Origin of the sequence: Oxobacter pfennigii (assembly GCF_001317355.1) — a bacterium.
Classification (GTDB): Bacteria; Bacillota; Clostridia; order Clostridiales; family Oxobacteraceae; genus Oxobacter; species Oxobacter pfennigii.
In genome coordinates, this window is the sequence record NZ_LKET01000029.1 from 297627 (window position 1) to 318468 (window position 20842).

A 20842-nucleotide genomic window follows, 5' to 3' on the forward strand; every position below is an offset into this window, starting at 1 on the left:
TATTTTGCAGCAATATAAAAACAGATAACCCTGCCAAATGTTACTTTGATAGGGTTATCTGTTTTACTGTAGGTTTATGCCATTCCGGTTCGGATTGAGTATAATAGTTATTTAATGTTTTTCTTTATACCGTCGGAGACTGCGCCCGGACCGCCTAGAATATAATATTTTTTCATTTTTAGACTGCTGATATATTTTAACATATCCCCTGATATCTCATCCCTGCGCACTAAAAGTACCGGACAATTTTCTCTTACCGCCAAAGCTCCTCCTGCAAGGGCATCTGCAAATAAGCCTCCTGTTGCAATGACTATGCCTTCATAGTCGTAAATCTGCCCGTAGTATTTTGCAATCTCCAGAGATGTTAAATACCTGTCGCTCCCGCCCAGTCGGATCACTTGAATATTCAGGTTACTTCTTACATAGTTTTCCACGGCAGCCGATATCACTCCTGTGCCTCCGGTTAGTATAACCTTCTTTATTTTCCAGTCCTTCAGTGCTTTTTCTGTGTCGGTATTTAAACTGTCTTTTGACGTGTAAAGTATAGGAGTTCCTTCCTTTGCTGCAAAAGGCGCTATTGCCATTGCATCAGGAAAATCTAGGCCCGTGGCTAAAATGGCGGTATCCGTCATTTTAGCCTGTCTTCCTTTGCTGCCTGCGGCAATAGCAGTCTTATACCTGTCACTTCCATATATTCTTTCTACATCATAATTTACTTTCAGCTTAAGCTCTATGTTTTCAGATATTGCTCCAGGACCTCCAATGATGTATATTTTCTTTGCTTTTAAACGTTCTATTTCTTTGAGGGCTTCATTATTAAGGCTGTCCTTTCCGGTAAGAAGAACTGGTGCATCGTAAAGTCCGGCGAGTACAACTCCTGTCAGGGCATCAGGATAATCTTCTCCGCTGGCAAGTATTATATTATCTGATTTATCCCATCCTTTCCGGCTTATGGCTGCTGCCGTACCATACCTGTCACTACCATAGAGGCGCTCATTTGCTGTATTGCCCATAATAATGAATTTACACAGATGATTTGTGCTTACTCTTACAGCATTTTGATCAGGCAAATACTCTCCTCCAAGTTCCACAAGGTTTCCTGTTGCTTCATCCAATTTATAAACTCTAAGTGAAGCCGGGTCTATACCCTCCACATCTTCCTGGCTTAAATTGAAGGTAAGGGTGATATTATCATTAAGTTGTGTTATAGGCTCTGTATTACCATTTACTATTCGGTTTATATCTACGTTATAGCCTATACCTACCGCCCTTCCGTCAGGAGCCATGACATATAGAGTGTCAAGGACATTAGTATCCGATATGGGTGCTGCATTTATTGATATATCGCCCTCATTTTCAGTCCCGGGAATTGAACTGGATGGGACTTCCAACTGCAGCCCGGAATACTGCAGGTTCAATGATATATTATTGCTCCTGATATCAGAAAGGGCTTGCTCACTTAAGAGAACTTCGCTGGTGTCTTCTGTTACGGTTATATCTACCTGTTCCTGATTCTCATTTATGGCATTTGATATAGCTTCTTCAATGGGATTTGCAGGACGTACCGGTGGAGTTGAACCGCCTCCTGAATTGCCCTGATTACCCGAGTTGCCGGAAGATGTTACTGTCAGATTACCGGTCGTAGTGGTTTTACCATTGCAGGTTATCGTCACCGGCCGGTTGTTGTGGGCTGATACTGACAGTGTGGCCCCATGAGGCGGATTGGCGGTAATATCAATGTAGGTAAAGTCCTCGTAGCCCACGTCTAATGTTGATTGATCATTATAGGTCAAGGTTACCACCAGGCCGGTAAGGTCCAGGGATTCTCCGGCTGTGTAAGTTAAATCAGCCGGCTGGGTCTTAATGGCTATGCCGTCTACATCAAGCACGGTTTTAGCCTTGACCGTTAGTGTGAAGGGCTTGGTATCACTGAACGATCCCTTGCTAATTGTAGCTGTCAGGGTAACTGTCTCATCAATTGCACCTTGGGCAGGACGGGTTACTGTGCCATTAGCTGCGATATAGTTTGAGTTGCTGGCCCAGCTGATAGTGGTTTCATTAGCCCCACTGGTAATCAGATTTAGGTCGGAAACGATGTTATCCCCAGCCGTATTGCTTCTTTTAATCACGTCGAAGGTCAAGGCTGCCTTATCTGCTGCGACTTTTCCTTCGTCAGTCAAGGATAGCGGTGTGGTGAAGGATACGTCGCTCGTCGTCCCTATAGTGCTGCTGCCCTGATTGCTTTTGCCATAGGCAGACACATAGTAGGTGGTGCCGGGAGTTAACCCGGTAAGGACATAAATAAATGGACCGGCGCCGCCGCCTTCAGCTACTACAAGGGTGCGGGCCCTCAGGACGCTTGGAGTTGTTATATCTGGCGAAGTACCGTAGATAAAACCGCGCCAGATAACCTGCTCCCCGCCATCCGAGATGACATTGCCGGAAAGCGTCGCGCTGGTGGGCGTGACATCCGTTACAGCGTTAGTTTGGACGGTAGGATAACCGGGGTTGGTGAGGGCCGGTCCGTAATCGACAGTTCCTTTCACACGAACAATGTGGCTGGTACCGCCAATAACGCCTCCATATCTATAATAAGATCCCTCGGTGATGTAATCATTGATCCCTTTCGTTGAATTGTTTATTCGCGCATACTGCAGTCCAGGCGCGGTCAGCGTACCTTCGATGGTGATGATGCCATTGTTGGCCATTGCGCCCCATTGTCCGGCTGTAACGTTGCCCGCAATCACGACGTTTGCACCGCCGCCAACTTGCACGCCGGTACGTTCAGCGGTAACATTGCCGGTAACCTGCACACTGCTTCCAACATTGCTGCAGTATATCCCCCGGCTTCCCACGACGTTGCCGTTAACCACAATGGTTGAGTAATTGGAAGAGGAATATATTCCGGTATATCCCCGGACGCTGCCGTTGACCGTCACACTCCCGTAAAGCCCTGCGGATACGGCAAAGGTTCCGCCGAAGCTGTTGCGGGGATCCGGATCGGGATCGTAGAGGGGGGTGGTGACATTTCCGTTGACCGTCACGCTGCTCCTCACGGGTTCGCCGCCAGTGACGCCGCGACCGTCGGCATCCACGCCGCCATAGTTGCCTATGACATTGCCGTTGACCACAATGTTTCCGCCTTCCTCGGCATAGCAGCCATAGCTGCCTGACGGGCCGGGACCGGTGGATATCGGACCCATACCGGTGGCCGCCGCCCCGGTCACAGCTGCCGACGCACTGCCTGTCGAGCCGGTGCCCTTAACATATACGCCGAGCTTCCAGCCTGTCACAAAGAGGGATCCAGTACTTGCAGGGCTTATGCTTACATGGCCGCCGGTTACGGATAGGCCCGTGCCGCTGCCCGCATTAGCGGAATTATCTATGGTTAAGTCATGATTTCCAAGGTCAAATACAATAGTTTTGTCATCAATTACAAGTTCGCCTATATAGGTGATGTCGGTGAGCAGCCTGATGGTCGCCGTTTCACCTGGATCCACAGCTGCAAGTGCCGCATCCAGGGTGGCGTAGCCGATGGTGCCGATGGTGCAGGCGTTATCTCCTGATATTTCTGTTACGGTCAAATTTTCTGTGTCAGCACTCTGCCCGTTGCAGGTCACAACAACCGGCTTTCCATGGTGGTCCGCCACCGTGAGCGTGGCCCCATGCTCCGGGCTGACGTCGACGCCCATGTAAATGAAATCATCATAACCCACGTTCAGGCTGGTGTCGTCATTATAGGTCAGGGTAACTGCCAGTCCGGTGAGATCCAGGGGCTCTCCGGCAATGTACGTTAAATCATCCGGCTGACTGTTGATAGTTATAGCAGCTACATTCCCTATATACCAGGACTTGACTGCCAGGTAAAAGGTCTTGGTAGTGCTGGCCGATCCCTTGCTGATGGTGGCGGTAAGGGTTACCGGTTCATTAGAATCCCCAACGGGGCGGATTACCATTCCGGTAGCTGGATCAATACATTGGTTGTCGCTGGACCAGCTGATGGTGGTCTCATTTACCCCGCTGGTGATTAGATTCAGGTTATACATGATGCTGCTTGAAAAAGTATTGCTTCCCCTGATAGCCTCAAAGGTCAGGGCCTCACTGTCGTCTGCTACAGCCTGGGCATCCGGACTTAGCTGGACTTTTACAGTCAGATAGAAGTTTCTGGTACGCGTAACTGCCCCCTTGGTGACGGTAGCAGTCAGTGTAACCGCCTGGTCACTGGTTCCCTCAGTCGGACGGGTTACTGCGCCGGTTGTTGCATCAATGTACTGCGGCTTGTTGCTGGTCCAGCTGACGGAAGTGCCGTTGTCTCCGTCTGTGATAAGGTTCAAGTGGGATCTGATGTTGTTTTCCGCGGTATTGTCGCCTTTAACCACGTTGAAGGTCAGGGCTGCAACGGCCTGTTCCGCGATTTGGATATCAGGATCGGGGTGGGCTATCACGTTTACCATGAAAGTTTTGGTGTCGCTGGCCGATCCCTTGCTGATGGTGGCGGTCAGGTAAACCACCCGGTCGCCGGTGCCGAAGGACGGGCGGGTTACAGTGCCGTTTTCTGCGATATACTCCGGTTTGCTGCTGCACCAGCTGATGATGGTATCTTGGGCCCAGCTGGTGACCAGGTTCATATTTGCCACAATATTATCTTCGTTGTAATTGCTTCCGCTTCCCAGAATATTACCGATGATCAGGCGCGATTTTGCTATGGTAACGTCGTGGGCGTCGGCATCGTTGGAAATGCTGAAGCTTTCAGTTTGGAGAGTAACCCCGTTATAGCCCACTGCCACAAAGCTGCCGCCGCCGGCCACGACACCGTACAGCTCGGCATCGTCATGCAGGTTGAAATAAGGATTGGGTGTCAGGCCTGACGGCTGCAGGAGCCAGGTCGTTCCTCCGTCGGCTGAAGCAATGATATTGCCGTTTTCTCCTGCGGCTACGAAATTTCCGCCGCCGTAGGTAACGGCCCGAAGATAACCGACCAAATCGCTTTCAATGGTGGTCCAGCTTGCTCCGTTATCGGTAGACAGGTATATTTCCCCATAGCCGCCTACCGCTATAAATTTACTGCCGGCATAGATCATATCCATAGGGTATTGGGTTCCGATGGAGCCTAAATAACCGATTGCACTCCAACTTGTTCCATCTTCGGATTTGTATACCCGTCCGTATTCCGTAAGGGCTATAAAGATCCCGTTTCCATGCGCTACCGTTCGAAATGGTATATTGGAATCATGGGTAGCCGGGATCCAGGCAGTACCGACCTGCGAGGTAATGATGATCGGTTTAGGGCTGTCCGGTATATAAGAGTCATCTCCCCCAACTACAACATACCGGCTGCCGTCGTAAGAGATCCCCTTCAGTTCTCTTAGAGTCCCGGAGGTCCGAGCGGTCCATTCCGTGCCATTCCCTGAAGTGAGGATGGTTCCGTTTTTGCCCACAGCTATAAATTGATTGTTCAGATAATCAACTTTATTGAGATCGGAGTTGGTTCCCGAAGTTTGAATGGTCCAGGTCACGCCGTCGGATGAGGTTTGAATCGCCCCTCCAAGGCCCACCGCCACAAACAGACCGCTGCCGTTCCAGGCCACGTCCCGCAGGGCTTTGGTTGTTCCATAGGTCCGGTAATCCCAGCTTACTCCCCTGTCATCGGAGGTATAGATATCTCCTGCGCCGCCCATCGCCACATACTCAGAGTCGTTGGCGTCGATGACAACCACTCTGAAACCTGTTTTTGTCGCATCTGATCTGTCAGTCCAGCTGATCCCATCGAATGAAGTAGTAATAAAAGCCTTATTGGACCCGCTCGACCCGCCGGAGTTCGTACTGCCAACGGCAATAAATCTACCGATGCCGCTGTCGTAGTTAACCGATAAAAGCTGGGCATAGGACGACCCGAAACTACTGCGCTGGGTCCAGGTTACGCCGTCGGGAGAGGTGCAAATGTAGTAACTGCCGGAGGACGCCCCGCCCACGGCCACAAAGGTTCCCCTGCCGTTAGTGATATCCCATAAGGTGTATGCAGAATGGGTATGCGTTTCCGTCCAGGTTTCCCCGTCGTCGGAGGTCATGATGCCGCCCTTGGGATAATTCGATTGAGATCCCATGCCTGCAGCCACATATTTACCGTCGGCATAGACGACCGACAGGAGAGTAAACCTCATGGGATTCACCGTTATGACATCCCAGTTCTCCCCATCGTCAGAACGGAGGATTTTCCCGGCTTTCCCTACGGCTACAAATCCGTCGTCCCCGTAAGTCACACCATAGAGCCAATGATGGGGAACTGCCGCAGTCTCATTCCAGCTTAGTCCGTCTTCGGAGGTGTAGATCCGGGCCACATAATCGCCGGCAGTGGCAGCGATGACATATTTTCCGTTCCCGTAAGCGATATCGGTCAGACGGTCGGTATCCGTCCCGACGTCGACTTTTTGCCAGGTTATGCCGTCTGGGGAAGTGATCAGTGTCCCGCTATAACCTACAGCCATGTATTTGCCGTTGATAAATATCGCGTTTTCCATAATATTTGGGGCGGGCAAGGGGCTGCGGTAACTCCAGACCGCGGCGCCGGTAGGAGGCAGATTATCCTTTATCCAGGCAAAAGCATCTCCGCTGGAGTATTGAAGATATCCCGGATTTGTACTGGAGGTGTCGTTATCTCCGGCAGCCTTATCCTCGTATTTGATCCTGACATAGTTGGCGGCTGAAACCGTACCGTCCACAGTAATTTCCGAGTTTTCAAAGGAGCAAACCCCAGTGCAGCCGGCGGCGGTTACGCTGCCGCTGATATACAGCTTGGCATAGCTGGCATAGGCGCCTGTATTGTCGTCAATACTGCTGCCTGATGCTGTCACATTACCGCCCACGCTTGCTTCGACTTGGCCGCCGTGGACAAAGATACCGTTAACACCTTGGACGTCTCCTTCAACCAGGATACCGCCGGTATCATTGCTGCTGTTATAAAAACCGTATACTCCGTAACTATCGGCATTTGGCGAAGTGGAACTTACGTCGCCATAGATTTTAATGTCACAGTCGTCGGTGACAAAGAGCCCTCTTAGGACACCCTGTACATCACCGTAAACCGTAACCGTGGACGGTTCCGTCACTGTCTGAGTCCAAATGCCGTCACTCTGGCCGGTGACCTGGCCGGGTGCAGTTTCACTGCCAACCGTTACGTCTCCTCCTCCGTTTTGGCTGATAAATATCCCGGCTCCCTGACCCGAGGAGACCACGGCGTTGCCTACGTTCACTGTGTTACCCGTATTCTGAAGCCAAACAGCGTGGTTAAAGAACGTGCCTGCTGTAGTTGACGTGACGGTACCGGAAACAGTTATGGTATTATCCGAATCTGCATAGATGCCGGCTGTATCTCCCGTCACATTGCCGTTAAGCATGACGGTACTTCCATTGGCGGAAACTCCTACATCGTCATCGGAACAGATATTTACTGCCGTATCCGCCGAGGTGGTAAACGCGCATTGGGATACAGATAGTCCTGGGCCTTTTGAAGCAATGGTCAGAAGTCCCTGGCCCGTTACGTTTACATCGGAAGTGTTCTGGATAACAAGCCCCGGTCCCAACGTATTACTGATATTCAGTGTATTTTCGTTTAAATCCAGGATCAATTCCTTTTCGGATATGACAAGACCATTATTATCGGCGATGAGATGGTCAATGTCTTCCAACAGGATAATGGTAGTCGGAGTATTATCCGGCACCTCAGCCAGAGCTGCAGCTAGCGATGTGTAGCTGCTGCCTCCGACGACTTGGCAGATATTGCCTGAGGACGCTGCTGTCACCGTCAAATTGTCGGTGTATGCGGCATATGTGCCATAAGTCACTGCCACCGGTTGGTTATGATGGGTGGCTGCCGACAGCGGGGCTTCATGGTCCGGACTGGCTGTGATACCCATATAGACGAAATCTTCATAGGCTACATTCATGGTAGAACCGTCACTATAGGTCAGTGTTACAATAAGGTCACTTAAGTCAAGGGTTTCTCCCTCTGTGTAAATTAATTTTGGTGGGGCAGCAATATCTATATCGGTTATAAACCTGGATATGATTTCCTTCACCCACACGGTGCTTGTTCCTCCTGTGTAGGTGAGATAGCCAGGATTATTGCTGGTGGCTTCACAATCTTCTTGGTTCTTTGAAATATTGTCTACCATAATATAGTTATTCGCAGTGACTGTGCCGTCAATAGTAATTTTTCCGCCGTCTTCAGCATATGCACCTGTGCCGGAAGCACCAGATGCTTTGACATTGCCGGTAACTGTAATAACAGAGCCTGTACCTTCGGCATAGGTGCCATAACTTATACCTTCCACATCTTTGCCTATAGTAATGCTTCCTCCGGCGGCAGCCTTAACACCGCTGTTACCTATGCCGGTTGCTATTGCATCTCCTAAAATGAAAACCGTACTATCTGCACCATTGGAGTAAGCTCCCATAGCATAGCCCTCTGCATCGCCGTTTACGGTGATCTCTCCGCCGGCTTCTGCATATGCGCCTGTACCGCCTTCTGCCGTTGCATTAGTCACAACAGCTGTGGCGCCATCTGCCGCTTTCACTCCGTACGCAGTACCGGTGACGTTGAATTCACCTGTGCCCGTTAAAGCTACATTGGCGCCGTTTGTTACCTCAAGTGCCGTCCCAGCCGCATTGACATTCAGTGTATGGCCGTTTAATTCAAAGGTGATGTCTTTGCCGTCAACGGCAATAGCAACACTGTACTCGATGTCGTCAAGCAGCGTAATAGTTGTCGGTGTTGTAACTGCAGTCCTTGCTGCCAGTGCCTCGCCGAGAGTTCCATATGAAATACCATCAATTTCACAAACATCATTTTCTGCCGCCATTGCAGTTGTTATACTGGCAGGCACCAAGGCCATTACAAGGCATAAGACTAAAAACATGGACAACATTTTTTTAAGTTTAAGCTTCATAATATCACATCCTTTCTTACCTTCTTAAAGCCCTTATCGCCTTATCATCCTCGTACATAATCCTCCTCTCCCTTAAAAAAGATTTTTTGTTTGGTCCCTTTTAAGGCAAAAATATAAAAAATTCTATTTGAATTTTCCTTTATAATCTTACAATACAGCCATCAAAAAAATATAAAATGAAAACTAGGACTGATATGTGCGGGAAGCCCTTAAAAATCAACATATCAGCTATTTTATACCTGGTTTTTTTATGGTAAAATAAAGTAAAATATTTTAAAAGTCTATAAAGATGATCTAATCTAAACTTGAATTTTCTATTATCCAATCTGCCGTCTTTTCAGCAAAGGTCATTAAATTTTTTAACATTAAAGTACTTTTGTTGTATTATGATGCTTCTGAAAATTATATTATAAAATGTACTTGCGAGGTCGATTATATGGACAACATTCCCGTTTTAAAGAGCAAGCTGATTATGCCGGAGCTGTCCGGAAGCTTTCTACTGACGGACAGGCTTACAAGGCTTCATGAAAATATGAAGTCTTGCAGAGCAGTTACCGTATGCGCACCTGCCGGATACGGCAAAACGACTCTTGTAGTTTCATATTTTAACCGTCAGGCAGCTATGCCTTCCAGGGTATGCTGGTATCGACTGGACCCTGAGGACAAAAACCTGCCGGTGTTTATTGCCCACCTCAAAGAAGCAGTATTTCCAGCGGAAACTGCTGAGTTCTCAGAATCCAGGAAAGCTCTTTTTGACAACTCTGGTATGCAATTACAACCGCATAATACTATTTCCATGATATGTCATGAAATGTGGGCACATCACAGCAAGGCCGGTCATATCCGGACATATATTGTGCTGGATGATTTTCAAAACGTGGTTCAAGTCCAGGATATATGCGATATGATAAGATATATGCTTGATAACCTTCCGCCCTCCTGTGCTATTTTTATATTGAACCGGGCAAACCTTAATGTTTTTACTGAAAAACAAAAACTTGAAAAAAAGATTTTAGAAATAGGTACAGATGGTCTTGCTTTCAATAATGCTGAAATAAAAGATTTGATGCTTAGCATGGGGCAAATTGCGGCCGACAGGAAAGTGGCGGGCTTCATTGAAAAAAACACCGAAGGCTGGATAGCTGGTATCATCATTTTATGTCAGGCTGTCAAAAGCAAAGGGTCTGATACCGCGTCAATTGAACTCGCCAAGCTGGGTCATGAAGATGCCCTGTTTAGGTACATGTCCATGGAGGTCCTCAAATCTGTCGATAACGTTACCCAGGACGCCCTTGCCAGACTTGCACTGCTTCAGGATTTTTCCGAGTCTGAGGCATCGGAAATACTTGAAATAAATGATATAAAATCATTGATAGAGCAGTGTATGGGGTTTGGAATGTTCATCCAGAGGATTCCCGGAGATCCTGTGGTATACCGTTTTCATTCTTTATTCCGGGAATTCCTATTATATATTCTAAAAGACCGCTATTATGAAGGGCAAATTGCAGGGCTCCACTTGCAGGCTGCCCAATATTACATGAGACATGCAACCTATGGCCGTGCTGCAGAGCATATGGCAAAATGCGGTGATTCTGCTTCGGTAATGGATATGGTAACAAAAGAAGGCTTTAATAAGTTTATGATCGGAGAAACCGGACAATTGAAGATGTGGCTGGATTTGCTGCCTGAGGATATGATAAGAAGCAATCCGGTGCTTTTGCTGTTTAAAGCCCAGCTGATGCCCAACAACAGGCAGATAGAAATGGTAGACACCTTAAAAGAGGTTCTTAATCTGTCACTGCAAAACAATAATCTTGCCATTTATTATGATGCGGCGTCAGTCCTCATTTATATTTTCATGTGCAGCAACAACATGAAAGGATTGCTGGAAATGACAGAAGGTCTTCCCAAACAGCGCCAAAAGGTATCAGTTGAACTTAGAAACACTCTGATCGTACTTGACATGGTGCACTCCATCGGAGAAGAACAGTTTTCCATGGCGGAAGCACAAAGCGAAAGTATAATATATACCCTTCTTCCTGAAGACAGTAAATGGCTGTATTTAATCCTTTCCTGCATCATTTATTACTGCCTCGGCAAGCTTGACAATGGGAAGCGCTGCATGGAGACAGCTTTAATATTGGATAAGTTTAAAAATATTGAGCCTTCCAGAGGCTTTATCCTGCTTTTCCTTTCCATTATTTTATCTCTTAAAAACCAGAGAGAATGCCTGCCGTCATACATAGCTGAAATCCTTGCTATCGGTGAGAAATATGACTATGAATACCTATCAGCCCATGGGAGGCGTCTGGCTGCTTTTGAGCGATACCTATCCTTTGAAGGGGAAGCTTCTGTTGAAATGCTTGATCACGCTGTTTTCAATTTCCGCCGGATAAATAATAAAGCAATGGCTGCGGCCTGCAGATTGCTGCGGCGCCTTTGGGCCATACGGTACAACAGTCCCGTGCTTGACCTTGACGAAGCCCGTGAGGATTTAGAGGTAATCCGGGAGGAATGCCCCGGCATGATGGTCTATGAGTATTCCCTGTCCGTACTGGGGGCTATTGCCAGGGAGTCAGGAGATTTTAACCTTGCAGAATACTGCCTGCTTTCATCCATAAAGGAAGCAAAGGCAAAAAAGGGATATCAGGTGCTCTGCGGCTCCTGCTTCCACATAGCCAAGCTGTATTTTGCCGGCGGCGGCACGGAAAAAGGGCACTATTATCTGAAGCAGGCCATGGAACTGGCAGAGAGCAATAGATATTTCATGTTCTGGGATATCCATATCCCCACTGTTGTTGAAATGACGCTCCGGAGTATCCGATATGGTTATTGCACCGGTTATGCCGAAGAGCTGCTGAGTAAATTTTATGGCAGCAAGACGGTAAAATACTTGAGCGAAAAGGCCAAAGCCATAGACGAAAGCCGAATAGAAGCTTTTGTCGGCGATTTTGTCTCCACGTACAAAGCGGATAGCTCCGAACAGCTTTATTTTGTAAAGTCATCTCTGTTTGGAAAGCCTGAGATTTCGGTAAACGGTATAAAAGTTTCCGACGCCGAATGGAAAACCAAAAAGGTGAGGGGCTTTCTAGAATATCTTTTGCTTAACAGCGGCAACACCATGTCAAAAGAGGTCCTGGCAGAGACTTTCTGGCCCGGCTCGGACAGCAAATCCGCAATTGCTTCACAGAGGACGGCACTGTATCATCTGAGGAAAATACTTTCAAAATATAATGCGGAAGTTACAGGAAGCAATGCCTTTATATATGAAACTCCCGAAGGCCTGCAAATAAGAAAGAATGATATATTAGATCTTGATATACACGAATTTTTACGCCTCCATAGCGAGTTGTTCTCTAACATTGTAACTTCTCAAACAGAGCAAAGACAGGCAGATATTCTGGAAAGAATGATATATGTTTATAAAGGGGACTTGATGGAAGGCAGCGATTACGGAGATTTGGTATTCTATGAGCGGGAAAGGCTCAAATCCATATTTATGGAGGTATGCTTGAACTTAGGCTCAATCTATATAAAGCGCGGAGAACTGCGGCGGGCTGAGGAAATTTTAAGACGTGCTTTAGCAGCAGAACCATACAACGAAAACATATGCTTAGAACTGCTTAAGCTATATATGTCACAGGGAAGGAAAAGCAAGTCAGTCAAGCTTTATTACAGCTTTAAAAAGCGTTTGGAGCAAGAGCTTGATATAAAGGTTGACAGGAGATTGACTGAGGTAATACAGAGTAAAAGACTTGAAAAGTAAGAGGGCATAGCACAAAAGCGCAATAAAATAAGCTGCGCCGGCAATTGCCGGCACAGCTTTGACCTAACCGCCATATTATGGCGGTTTGCTTTATCAGTCCTGCAGTACAGCTCCCGTGCTTGCTGATGTTACAAGCTTGCTGTAGCGGGAAAGGTAAGTCCCGGGAGTCGCCTTTGAGGGCGGCTGTACCCATTTTGAAAGCCTCTCTTTTATAACTTCATCGGATAATTCTACTCTTAATATCCTCTGTGGAATATCGATTTCTATGATATCGCCTTCTTCAACTATAGCTATAGGACCGCCTTCGGAAGCCTCAGGAGATACGTGACCTATGCAGGGCCCCCTTGTACCGCCGGAGAAGCGTCCGTCTGTTATCAGGGCCACCGATGTATGAAGTCCCATTCCGGTAATAGCTGCCGTCGGGCTCAGCATTTCTCTCATACCCGGGCCGCCCTTTGGTCCTTCATAGCGTATGATAACCACATCACCAGGTTTTATCTCTTTACCAAGGATTGCTGCATAAGCTTCATTTTCGGAATTATAAACTCTGGCCGGGCCTTTGTGGCACATCATTTCAGGCTCAACAGCCGACTGCTTTATAATGGCACCGTCGGGAGCCAAATTGCCGCGAAGAACTGCAATTCCGCCTTCTTTGCCGTAGGGGTTATCCAGTGGCCTGATAACTGAGGAATCAAAAACTTCAGCATTTTTAACGGTTTCCCCTAAGGTTGAACCTGTTACGGTAATGGTGTTACCCTTTATAAGACCTGCTTTTAGCAGCATATTGGTAACTGCCGATATGCCGCCTGCCTGGTCTAAATCCTCTATTGCGTGGGTGCCGGCAGGACTTATTTTTGTTATATTGGGAACCATTTTGCTTATTCTGTCAAATTCATCAATGTCCAGTTCCACCTTTGCATCATGGGCTATTGCTAAAAGATGAAGGGCGGTATTGGAGGAACCTCCTATTGCCATATCAACGGTGATGGCGTTTTTAAATGCATCAAGTGTAAGTATATCCCTCGGACGCACATTGTTTTTAACCAAGTCCATTATTTTCATCCCGGCTCTTTTGGCAATCTGCCTTCTCTTGCCATAAGGGGCAGGCACAGTTCCGTTTCCGGGGAGAGCAATTCCCAAAACCTCTGCAAGGCAGTTCATGGTATTTGCGGTAAATAATCCCGCACAGCTTCCGCAGGTAGGACATGATGAAACTTCTATCTCATCCAGTTCTTCCTGAGTCATTTTGCCCGCGGTAACGGCCCCTACGGCTTCGAAGGGCCCGCGAATCAAATCAAGCTTTTTGCCCTTGCTCTTTCCTGCAAGCATAGGGCCGCCGCTTACATAAATTGAAGGTATGTTAAGCCTTGCTGCCGCCATAAGCATTCCCGGTACAATTTTATCGCAGTTACCTACCAGTACAAGGCCGTCAAATTTGTGTCCAATTGCCATTGCTTCTATGGAATCGGCAATAAGCTCCCTGCTGGATAGGGAATAGTTCATGCCGCTGTGGTTCATAACTATTCCATCGCATACACCGATTGCAGGGAATTCTATGGGGGTTCCCCCTGCAGCGCTTACTCCCAGTTTAACTGCTTGTACCAGGTCATTAAGATGAAAATGTCCGGGTATGATCTCATTTCTAGAATTGACAATGCCTATTAATGGTTTTTCCAGATCTTCGGGCAGGTAGCCCATGGCATAGAATAAAGAGCGGTGAGGCGATCTGGCCAGGCCTTTTGTTACTTCATGACTGTTCATTAGGATGCCTCCTTAGTTTTTTATATTAAGAAAACAGACTATTTCCTTTTTGGTCAATAGTCTGCCACGTTACAATTTTAAAAATTGACAGGCTTTACTTTAATTTGTTATTACCAATTAATCTACTACATGTGGGGGGGCATGTCAATATACTTTTACCTTTAAATGATAATTACTATATTCCTAAAAAACTTTCTTGACCCGTCGAAGGTTAAAATGAGTGATAAATTTTAAAATAAGGGTAATAACTAAACTATCAAGGCTTCTTAACAGAAAACTTTTTTGTTTATAAGGAGGTGCAAGCAAATGGAGCAGATGTATCTTGATTCACTAAAAGCTTTAAAATTCGCGGAGCTTGGCAAGGCCCAGGAAGAAAGGCTGAAAGAATTTGAAAATCAATTCACCAATGAATTCGGTAAAGAGTATTTTTTTATGGTAATGAAAAAGGAAATGTAAGGCATAGGCTTTCTGCAAAATAAAAATTTTAATGCGTTCTATTATGGATACTGTAAGAAACTTCAACTTTCATCTTTGAGGAAGTTGAAGTTTCTTTTTTAATGAAAGCAATATTTATGCAATTTGTGGAAGGAGTATATTTGAAAGCAATGCTTCAAAAAATAAGCAAGTAAATTAAGATAATAGGAGCGGGAGATAAAAATGAAAAAAAGAAGAACCATTACAGGTGTAATTATATGGTCGGTTCTTGGTTTATTGACAGCAGCCTTTGTTTTAAACAGAATATTTATGCCCAGAAGTACACTATATACAGAAATCAAGGCATCTACAGGAGGCCTGGAAACATACTACAGCTTTCCCGGAAGCATTGAGGTAAAAAACAAAGAGACGGTTTTATCAGACAGGAATATGCAGATTAAAAGCATAAAGGTCAAGGAAGGCGATAGAGTATCTGAGAATACTGTTTTATTGACCGCAACCATGGGCGCGGATATAAAATCCAAAATTGCCGGAGAAATAACCAGTATCTATGTACAAGAAAATTCCCAGTTAATGGCCGGATCTAAATTAATTGATATAGTAGATTATTCGGATTTGCAGCTTGTAATCCAGGTGGATGAATATGATCTTGCAGCCATTTCAAAGGATAAAGAAACAACAGTGACCATCCATGCCTTGAATAGAGATGTAACTGGCATAATAACCGACATATCCAAAGAGGGTGAATATTTGAATGGGGTGGCTAATTTTACCGCTTTAATATCCCTACCGGCGGAAAATGACTTAAGAGTAGGCATGTCCGCTGAAGCCAAGGTGTTAAACAAGAAAGTTTCAAATGCAATACTGCTGCCTATATCTTCAATACAGTTTGATGCAGATAATAATCCCTATGTATTATTGAAGGACATGGATAATAATCCTAAGAAAACCTCTGTGAATATTGGAATGAATGACGGCGTACAGGCAGAGATAAAAAGCGGCATATCGGAAAATGATACCATATTGTTACCTTATCAGACAAAGATGGCTGAGTTTGAGCAAAGTCCCATTCAGCAAAACAGGAGCAGATATTTACAAGGACCTTAGGGAGGCGGAATATGGGAGAAATATTAAATATGAATGATATAGTCAAAAGCTATTATCTTGAGGCTGAAGAGCTTCAGGTGCTTAAAAATATAAATCTCATAATAAATGAAGGTGAGTTTGTATCTGTTTTGGGACCGTCCGGCTCAGGAAAATCCACTCTAATGAATATCATAGGCTGCCTTGATACTCCCACAAGCGGTACATACGCCCTGGCTGGCCATGATGTGAAGGAGCTGGATGAAAAAGAGCTGGCACGGATACGGAATAAGCAGATAGGTTTTGTTTTTCAGAGCTTCCAGCTTTTGCCTCGAATGAATGCCATTGAAAATGTAGAGCTTCCCATGATTTATGCCGGTATATCATCTCACGACCGTCGAAAAAAAGCAGCTGAAATGCTAAAACGGGTGGGACTGTCAGAAAAAATGAAAAACTATCCCAACCAATTATCAGGGGGGCAGCAGCAGCGTGTTGCAATAGCCCGGGCTGTAGTCACCGAACCTTCAATACTCCTGGCTGACGAACCTACCGGTGCCCTTGACCAAAAGACAGGAGGGCAGATTATGGAGCTTTTTTTAGAGCTTAACAAAGAAGGAAGGACAATTATTATGATCACCCATGATATAAATATTGCAAAGCATGCAAAGAGGATTATAAATATACTTGACGGTAACTTAAGTGAGGGGGCTCTAAATTAGTGTTCGCAGAAAGCATTAAGATGTCCTGGAACAACATAACTCATAATAAAATGCGTTCATTTTTAACAGTTTTAGGTGTCGTAATAGGCGTATCATCGATAATTGCGCTTATTACTATTGTACAGGGTGCTACGGGAAGCATTACAAGCCAGATAACATCTTTAGGAGCTGATAAAATCAACATACAGGTCATAGGAACCCGCATTAAGAGAGGGCTTAATGAAAAGGACTTAGATAGAATTATGGATGTTAATTATATCAGCGGTATCTCGCCTACTGTATCGGGAAAAACCTCCATCGTGGCAGGCGAAAAAGTAAAAGACGATGTATCAATACAAGGCAGGAATGAAGTGTATTTTAACAGGGAAAAAGACAGCCTGTTAACAGGCAGAGAAATAAGCATACTTGATGTTGAAAATAAAAACCAGGTGGCTGTTTTAGGCAGTGATATTGCAAAAGAATTTTTTTTCGGTGAGAATCCTATCGGAAGAAAGATGATTATAAACGGTTATACTGCTAATGTCATAGGGGTAATGGCACCAAAAAGCGATTCATTAACCGGTCCCGGCAACGATGTTATAATTATACCCTATACCTTTTCCATGAAGTCTCTGGGCACAGGTTATATTACAAATATAGATGTATATATGACGGATGCTTCAAAATCAGAAGCCATAATAAATGATATTAAAAGGATATTAAATTCGGCATTTAATTATCGGGAGGATACCTTTTCAATATTTAATATGCAGGATATGCTTGATGTTTTAAACAATATAACAGGAATGATGACCCTTCTTTTGGCAGGTATAGCGTCAATATCCCTTCTTGTCGGCGGTATCGGTATTATGAATATGATGCTGGTATCTGTAACGGAGCGGACTGCTGAAATAGGCTTGAGAAAAGCATTGGGGGCGGAACCGTTGCAAATTCAGCTGCAATTTTTGATTGAGTCGGTGTTTATCTCTTTGTTCGGAGGCATCATAGGGCTCATTCTGGGCATTTTGATTGCACTGGCGGCTTCTTATATGATGGAATTTTCATTGGCAATAACTGCCTCAACTATTTTACTTGCAGTAGGTTTTGCAGCTTCAGTAGGTATTGTGTTTGGGCTGGTACCGGCGAGAAAAGCCAGCAGGCTAAATCCGATAGATGCATTAAGACATGTATAATAAAAATAAAGCGACAGGGGTGGCTAATATGGCTGTAAGGCACAAATACTCAAGGTTTATTCTAAGAACAGTATGTATTACAGGTTTGACAGCTTTATATATAATCAATATTTCTTTTAATGACATATTAATAAAGAAGGAATTAGCTGTAAGCTGCACGCCTGTAAATTATCTGGCCCAAAACACGGCTAAGGGTAAAGAAATAAAAAAACCCTCCTTGAGATATAACAAACAGATATATTCCTATTATGAGATGATTCAGGATATCGATAGTTTAGTGAAAGCACATACCGGGAAAATACAAAAAAGGATTATCGGCAAGAGCGTCTTAGGAAGAGATATACCGGTAATTATACTTGGGAATCCGCAGGCTCCGAAGAAAATAGCTGTTATCGGAAGCATTCACGGCCGCGAGTATATAGGCACTCAGCTTATAATGAAGCAGATGGAATTTTACCTTAACAATCCTATGCATTCTTTCAACCAGGTTTATATTGTCAATCAATTACAAAGGGTATGCATTTATTTTATACCCATGCTTAATCCAGATGGAGTGATGCTTTCCCAGGCGGGACTGAACTCTGTAAAAAATCAAAAAATGAAAAATATGCTGCTTAAATTAAATAAGGGGAGCCATAATTTTAAAAGCTGGAAAGCCAATGCCAGAGGTGTGGACTTAAACCGCAATTTCAATGCAGGGTGGAAGAAAATACAATATATGCCTGCGGGGCCGGAAGCCTATAAGGGTCCATATCCTTTAAGTGAGCCTGAAAGCTGGGCTGTTGCAAACTATATAAGTAAAAGGAATTTTAATGCAGTGCTTACTTATCATAGTGCTGGTCAAGTGGTGTACTGGTATTATTTTCAAAAAGGAAGTTCATATAACAGGGATAGAAAAATCGCAGATGCTATTGCATACACCACGGGTTATAAGCTGCCTCCAAAAGGAAATAAGGTCTCAAGCGGTGGACTTAAGGACTGGTACGTTCAAAATTATGGCCGTCCTGGTTTTACCATTGAACTGGGGGAAGGGGAAAGCCCCCTGCCCTTTTCCCAATTCAGCAGCATATGGAAGAAGAACAGGTATATACCTTTACTAATATCGCAGCAGGTATGATATTTATTATGCATTTTTCACTTAAAATATCCTTACTATGGTGTTAACGGGGACGAGATTGAAAAGTTCGTTTACATCATCGTTGTACATTCTCACACAGCCGTTTGAGGCTGCTGTTCCTATGGATGCCGGATTATTATTACCATGGATACCATAATGGGGCTTTGATAATCCCATCCATCTCGTCCCAAAGGGTCCGCCGGGATTAACCTGTTTATTTATTATACTAAAAGTCCCTTCAGGGGTAGGGGTTGTGGGCTTTCCTGTGGCTACGGGGTATGATTTCACCAGGCTTCCGGAGCGGTACAAGCCCAGAGTTTTAGCACGTATGCTGACATTGATGCTTAATGGCGACGGTGCTACAGGTAAACATATAACGGCGCCCACAGGCATATTGTTAGGATTAAGCCCCGGATTAATTGCCAGTATATTTTGTATTGACACATTAAAGGCTCTGGCTATTACAGATAATATATCTCCCTTTTGTATGACATAGGTATTCAATGTAGGGCATGTAGTAACTGGCGGCAGTTCTTCAGTTACACATATTTGCTGCCCTACATATAACTTATCGGGGTCTATATCAGGATTGGCGGATATAATTGCCTGTACAGTTGTATTAAATTTTTTTGCTATGGCATACAGTGTATCTCCGGCTTTTACCTGATAAGGCGATGTCCCTATAGGACAGGATAAAGGCTGCGGAAGGCGTTGAGGCACACATATCTGCTGGCCTATATATAACGCCATTGGATTTATACCCGGATTAATTGAAATGATAGCTTCTACGGTGGTGCTAAACTTTTGGGCGATTTTATAAAGTGTATCCCCCTGCCTTATTATATAAGCAGCTGATCCCATTGGACACTGACGAAACCAATTTCCATAAAACATTCCTGCACCCTCCTAACTATGATACTTTTACAGTTGTGCCCACAGGTGTGAGGTTAAATAGCTCGCTTATATCCTGATTGGACATAATAATGCTGTTACCTGAGGATACAACGTCAATAAATCCGGGAGTATTTGTTCCGTGTATGCCAAAACCGGCTTCCGATAGTCCCAGCCATCTTGCGCCGCGTTCTGTACCGGGATCTACCTGTTTATTTAAAACTGTGAAGGTACCCCGGGGGACAGGATATGCGGTGTTTTCAATTGCTATAGAATAAGTCCGGAATGCATTTCCGTCGAGGTATACTATTAGACGCCCTTCTGATATTCTTACGTCGATACTCACAGGAGAAGGGGCTACAGGGATACATAAAATCTGATCTTCATAAAGGTCATCGGGGTCGATGCCGTAGTTGGAGTATAAAAGCTGCATTGGTGTTATGTTGAAATAACCTGCAATGGATTCCAGCGTATCGCCTTGCCTGACTACGTAGTAGTTGGTGGTTGGACAGGATGGATATAACTGAATTTTCAATGGCACGCAGATAAGTATGCCAACCTGCAAATTATATGGATTGATACCTGGATTAGCAATCATAATGTCCTGTGCCGAAGTGCCATATGCCTCAGCTATTCTATCCAGCGTATCACCTCTCCTGATAGTGTATGGTACAAAGCCTGCCAGACACTGTCTGTAAAAATATGGATTTATCATTCAAACCGCCTTATTACAATTATATTTCTATTTTATAATACTAGGTTCAAGTTAATTATGTTACAGATTTGTTTTATATTATCGCACTTTGCACATAAGGATATCATTTCAGGTTTTACTATTATTTACATGGAGGGAATGCCGGTTTTTTGTCGAAATATTATGTAACCTTAATTAACATAGATTCCGGAATTAAAGCATATAACGGTAAATTATATGTTCATGGGATTTATTATTA

General features: G+C 45.0%; 10 protein-coding genes. 6 read left to right on the forward strand and 4 right to left on the reverse strand.

Going from position 1 to position 20842, the window contains the following annotated elements; all coding sequences use genetic code 11:
- Window positions 1-107 precede the first annotated feature (107 nt).
- A complete protein-coding gene (locus tag OXPF_RS09260; protein WP_054874912.1) occupies window positions 108-8945 on the reverse strand; it encodes an immunoglobulin-like domain-containing protein in 8838 nt (2945 codons plus the stop codon).
- Window positions 8946-9381: 436 nt separating this feature from the next.
- On the opposite strand from OXPF_RS09260, the gene OXPF_RS09265 reads away from it, so the two are divergent.
- On the forward strand, window positions 9382-12711 hold the full coding sequence (locus OXPF_RS09265) for an AfsR/SARP family transcriptional regulator (RefSeq protein WP_054874913.1): 3330 nt from the start codon (window positions 9382-9384) through the stop codon (window positions 12709-12711).
- 93 nt (window positions 12712-12804) lie between these two features.
- Here the strand turns inward: OXPF_RS09265 and ilvD are convergent, their stop codons facing one another.
- Entirely contained in the window at window positions 12805-14472 is a 1668-nt protein-coding gene (gene ilvD / locus OXPF_RS09270; protein WP_054874914.1) for a dihydroxy-acid dehydratase, read from the reverse strand.
- A 306-nt stretch (window positions 14473-14778) separates the two neighbouring features.
- On the opposite strand from ilvD, the gene OXPF_RS09275 reads away from it, so the two are divergent.
- The 5 genes from OXPF_RS09275 (at window position 14779) to OXPF_RS09295 (ending at window position 18998) form a co-directional block, all read left to right on the forward strand.
- A complete protein-coding gene (locus OXPF_RS09275) occupies window positions 14779-14928 on the forward strand; it encodes a hypothetical protein (protein WP_054874915.1) in 150 nt (49 codons plus the stop codon).
- 201 nt (window positions 14929-15129) lie between these two features.
- Window positions 15130-16014, forward strand: a complete 885-nt coding sequence (locus OXPF_RS09280) for an efflux RND transporter periplasmic adaptor subunit (protein WP_054874916.1) — start codon at window positions 15130-15132, stop codon at window positions 16012-16014.
- An 11-nt stretch (window positions 16015-16025) separates the two neighbouring features.
- Window positions 16026-16709 carry an ABC transporter ATP-binding protein gene (locus tag OXPF_RS09285; RefSeq protein ID WP_054874917.1) on the forward strand — a complete coding sequence of 228 codons (684 nt, stop codon included), beginning with the start codon at window positions 16026-16028 and terminating at the stop codon, window positions 16707-16709.
- The gene (locus OXPF_RS09290) at window positions 16709-17881 is read left to right on the forward strand and encodes an ABC transporter permease (RefSeq protein ID WP_152967732.1); all 1173 of its coding nucleotides are present in this window, start codon (window positions 16709-16711) and stop codon (window positions 17879-17881) included. The genes OXPF_RS09285 and OXPF_RS09290 overlap by 1 nt, the downstream gene beginning before the upstream one ends.
- A complete protein-coding gene (locus tag OXPF_RS09295; protein ID WP_054874918.1) occupies window positions 17874-18998 on the forward strand; it encodes a M14 family zinc carboxypeptidase in 1125 nt (374 codons plus the stop codon). The genes OXPF_RS09290 and OXPF_RS09295 overlap by 8 nt, the downstream gene beginning before the upstream one ends.
- A 21-nt stretch (window positions 18999-19019) precedes the next feature.
- On the opposite strand, the gene OXPF_RS23065 is transcribed toward OXPF_RS09295, so the two are convergent.
- Both OXPF_RS23065 and OXPF_RS09305 read right to left on the reverse strand, forming a co-directional pair.
- Complete coding sequence (locus OXPF_RS23065; RefSeq protein ID WP_242854376.1) at window positions 19020-19391, reverse strand: L,D-transpeptidase; 372 nt, start codon at window positions 19389-19391, stop codon at window positions 19020-19022.
- A gap of 517 nt (window positions 19392-19908) precedes the next feature.
- The gene (locus OXPF_RS09305) at window positions 19909-20604 is read right to left on the reverse strand and encodes a LysM peptidoglycan-binding domain-containing protein (RefSeq protein WP_242854370.1); all 696 of its coding nucleotides are present in this window, start codon (window positions 20602-20604) and stop codon (window positions 19909-19911) included.
- Window positions 20605-20842: the final 238 nt, after the last annotated feature.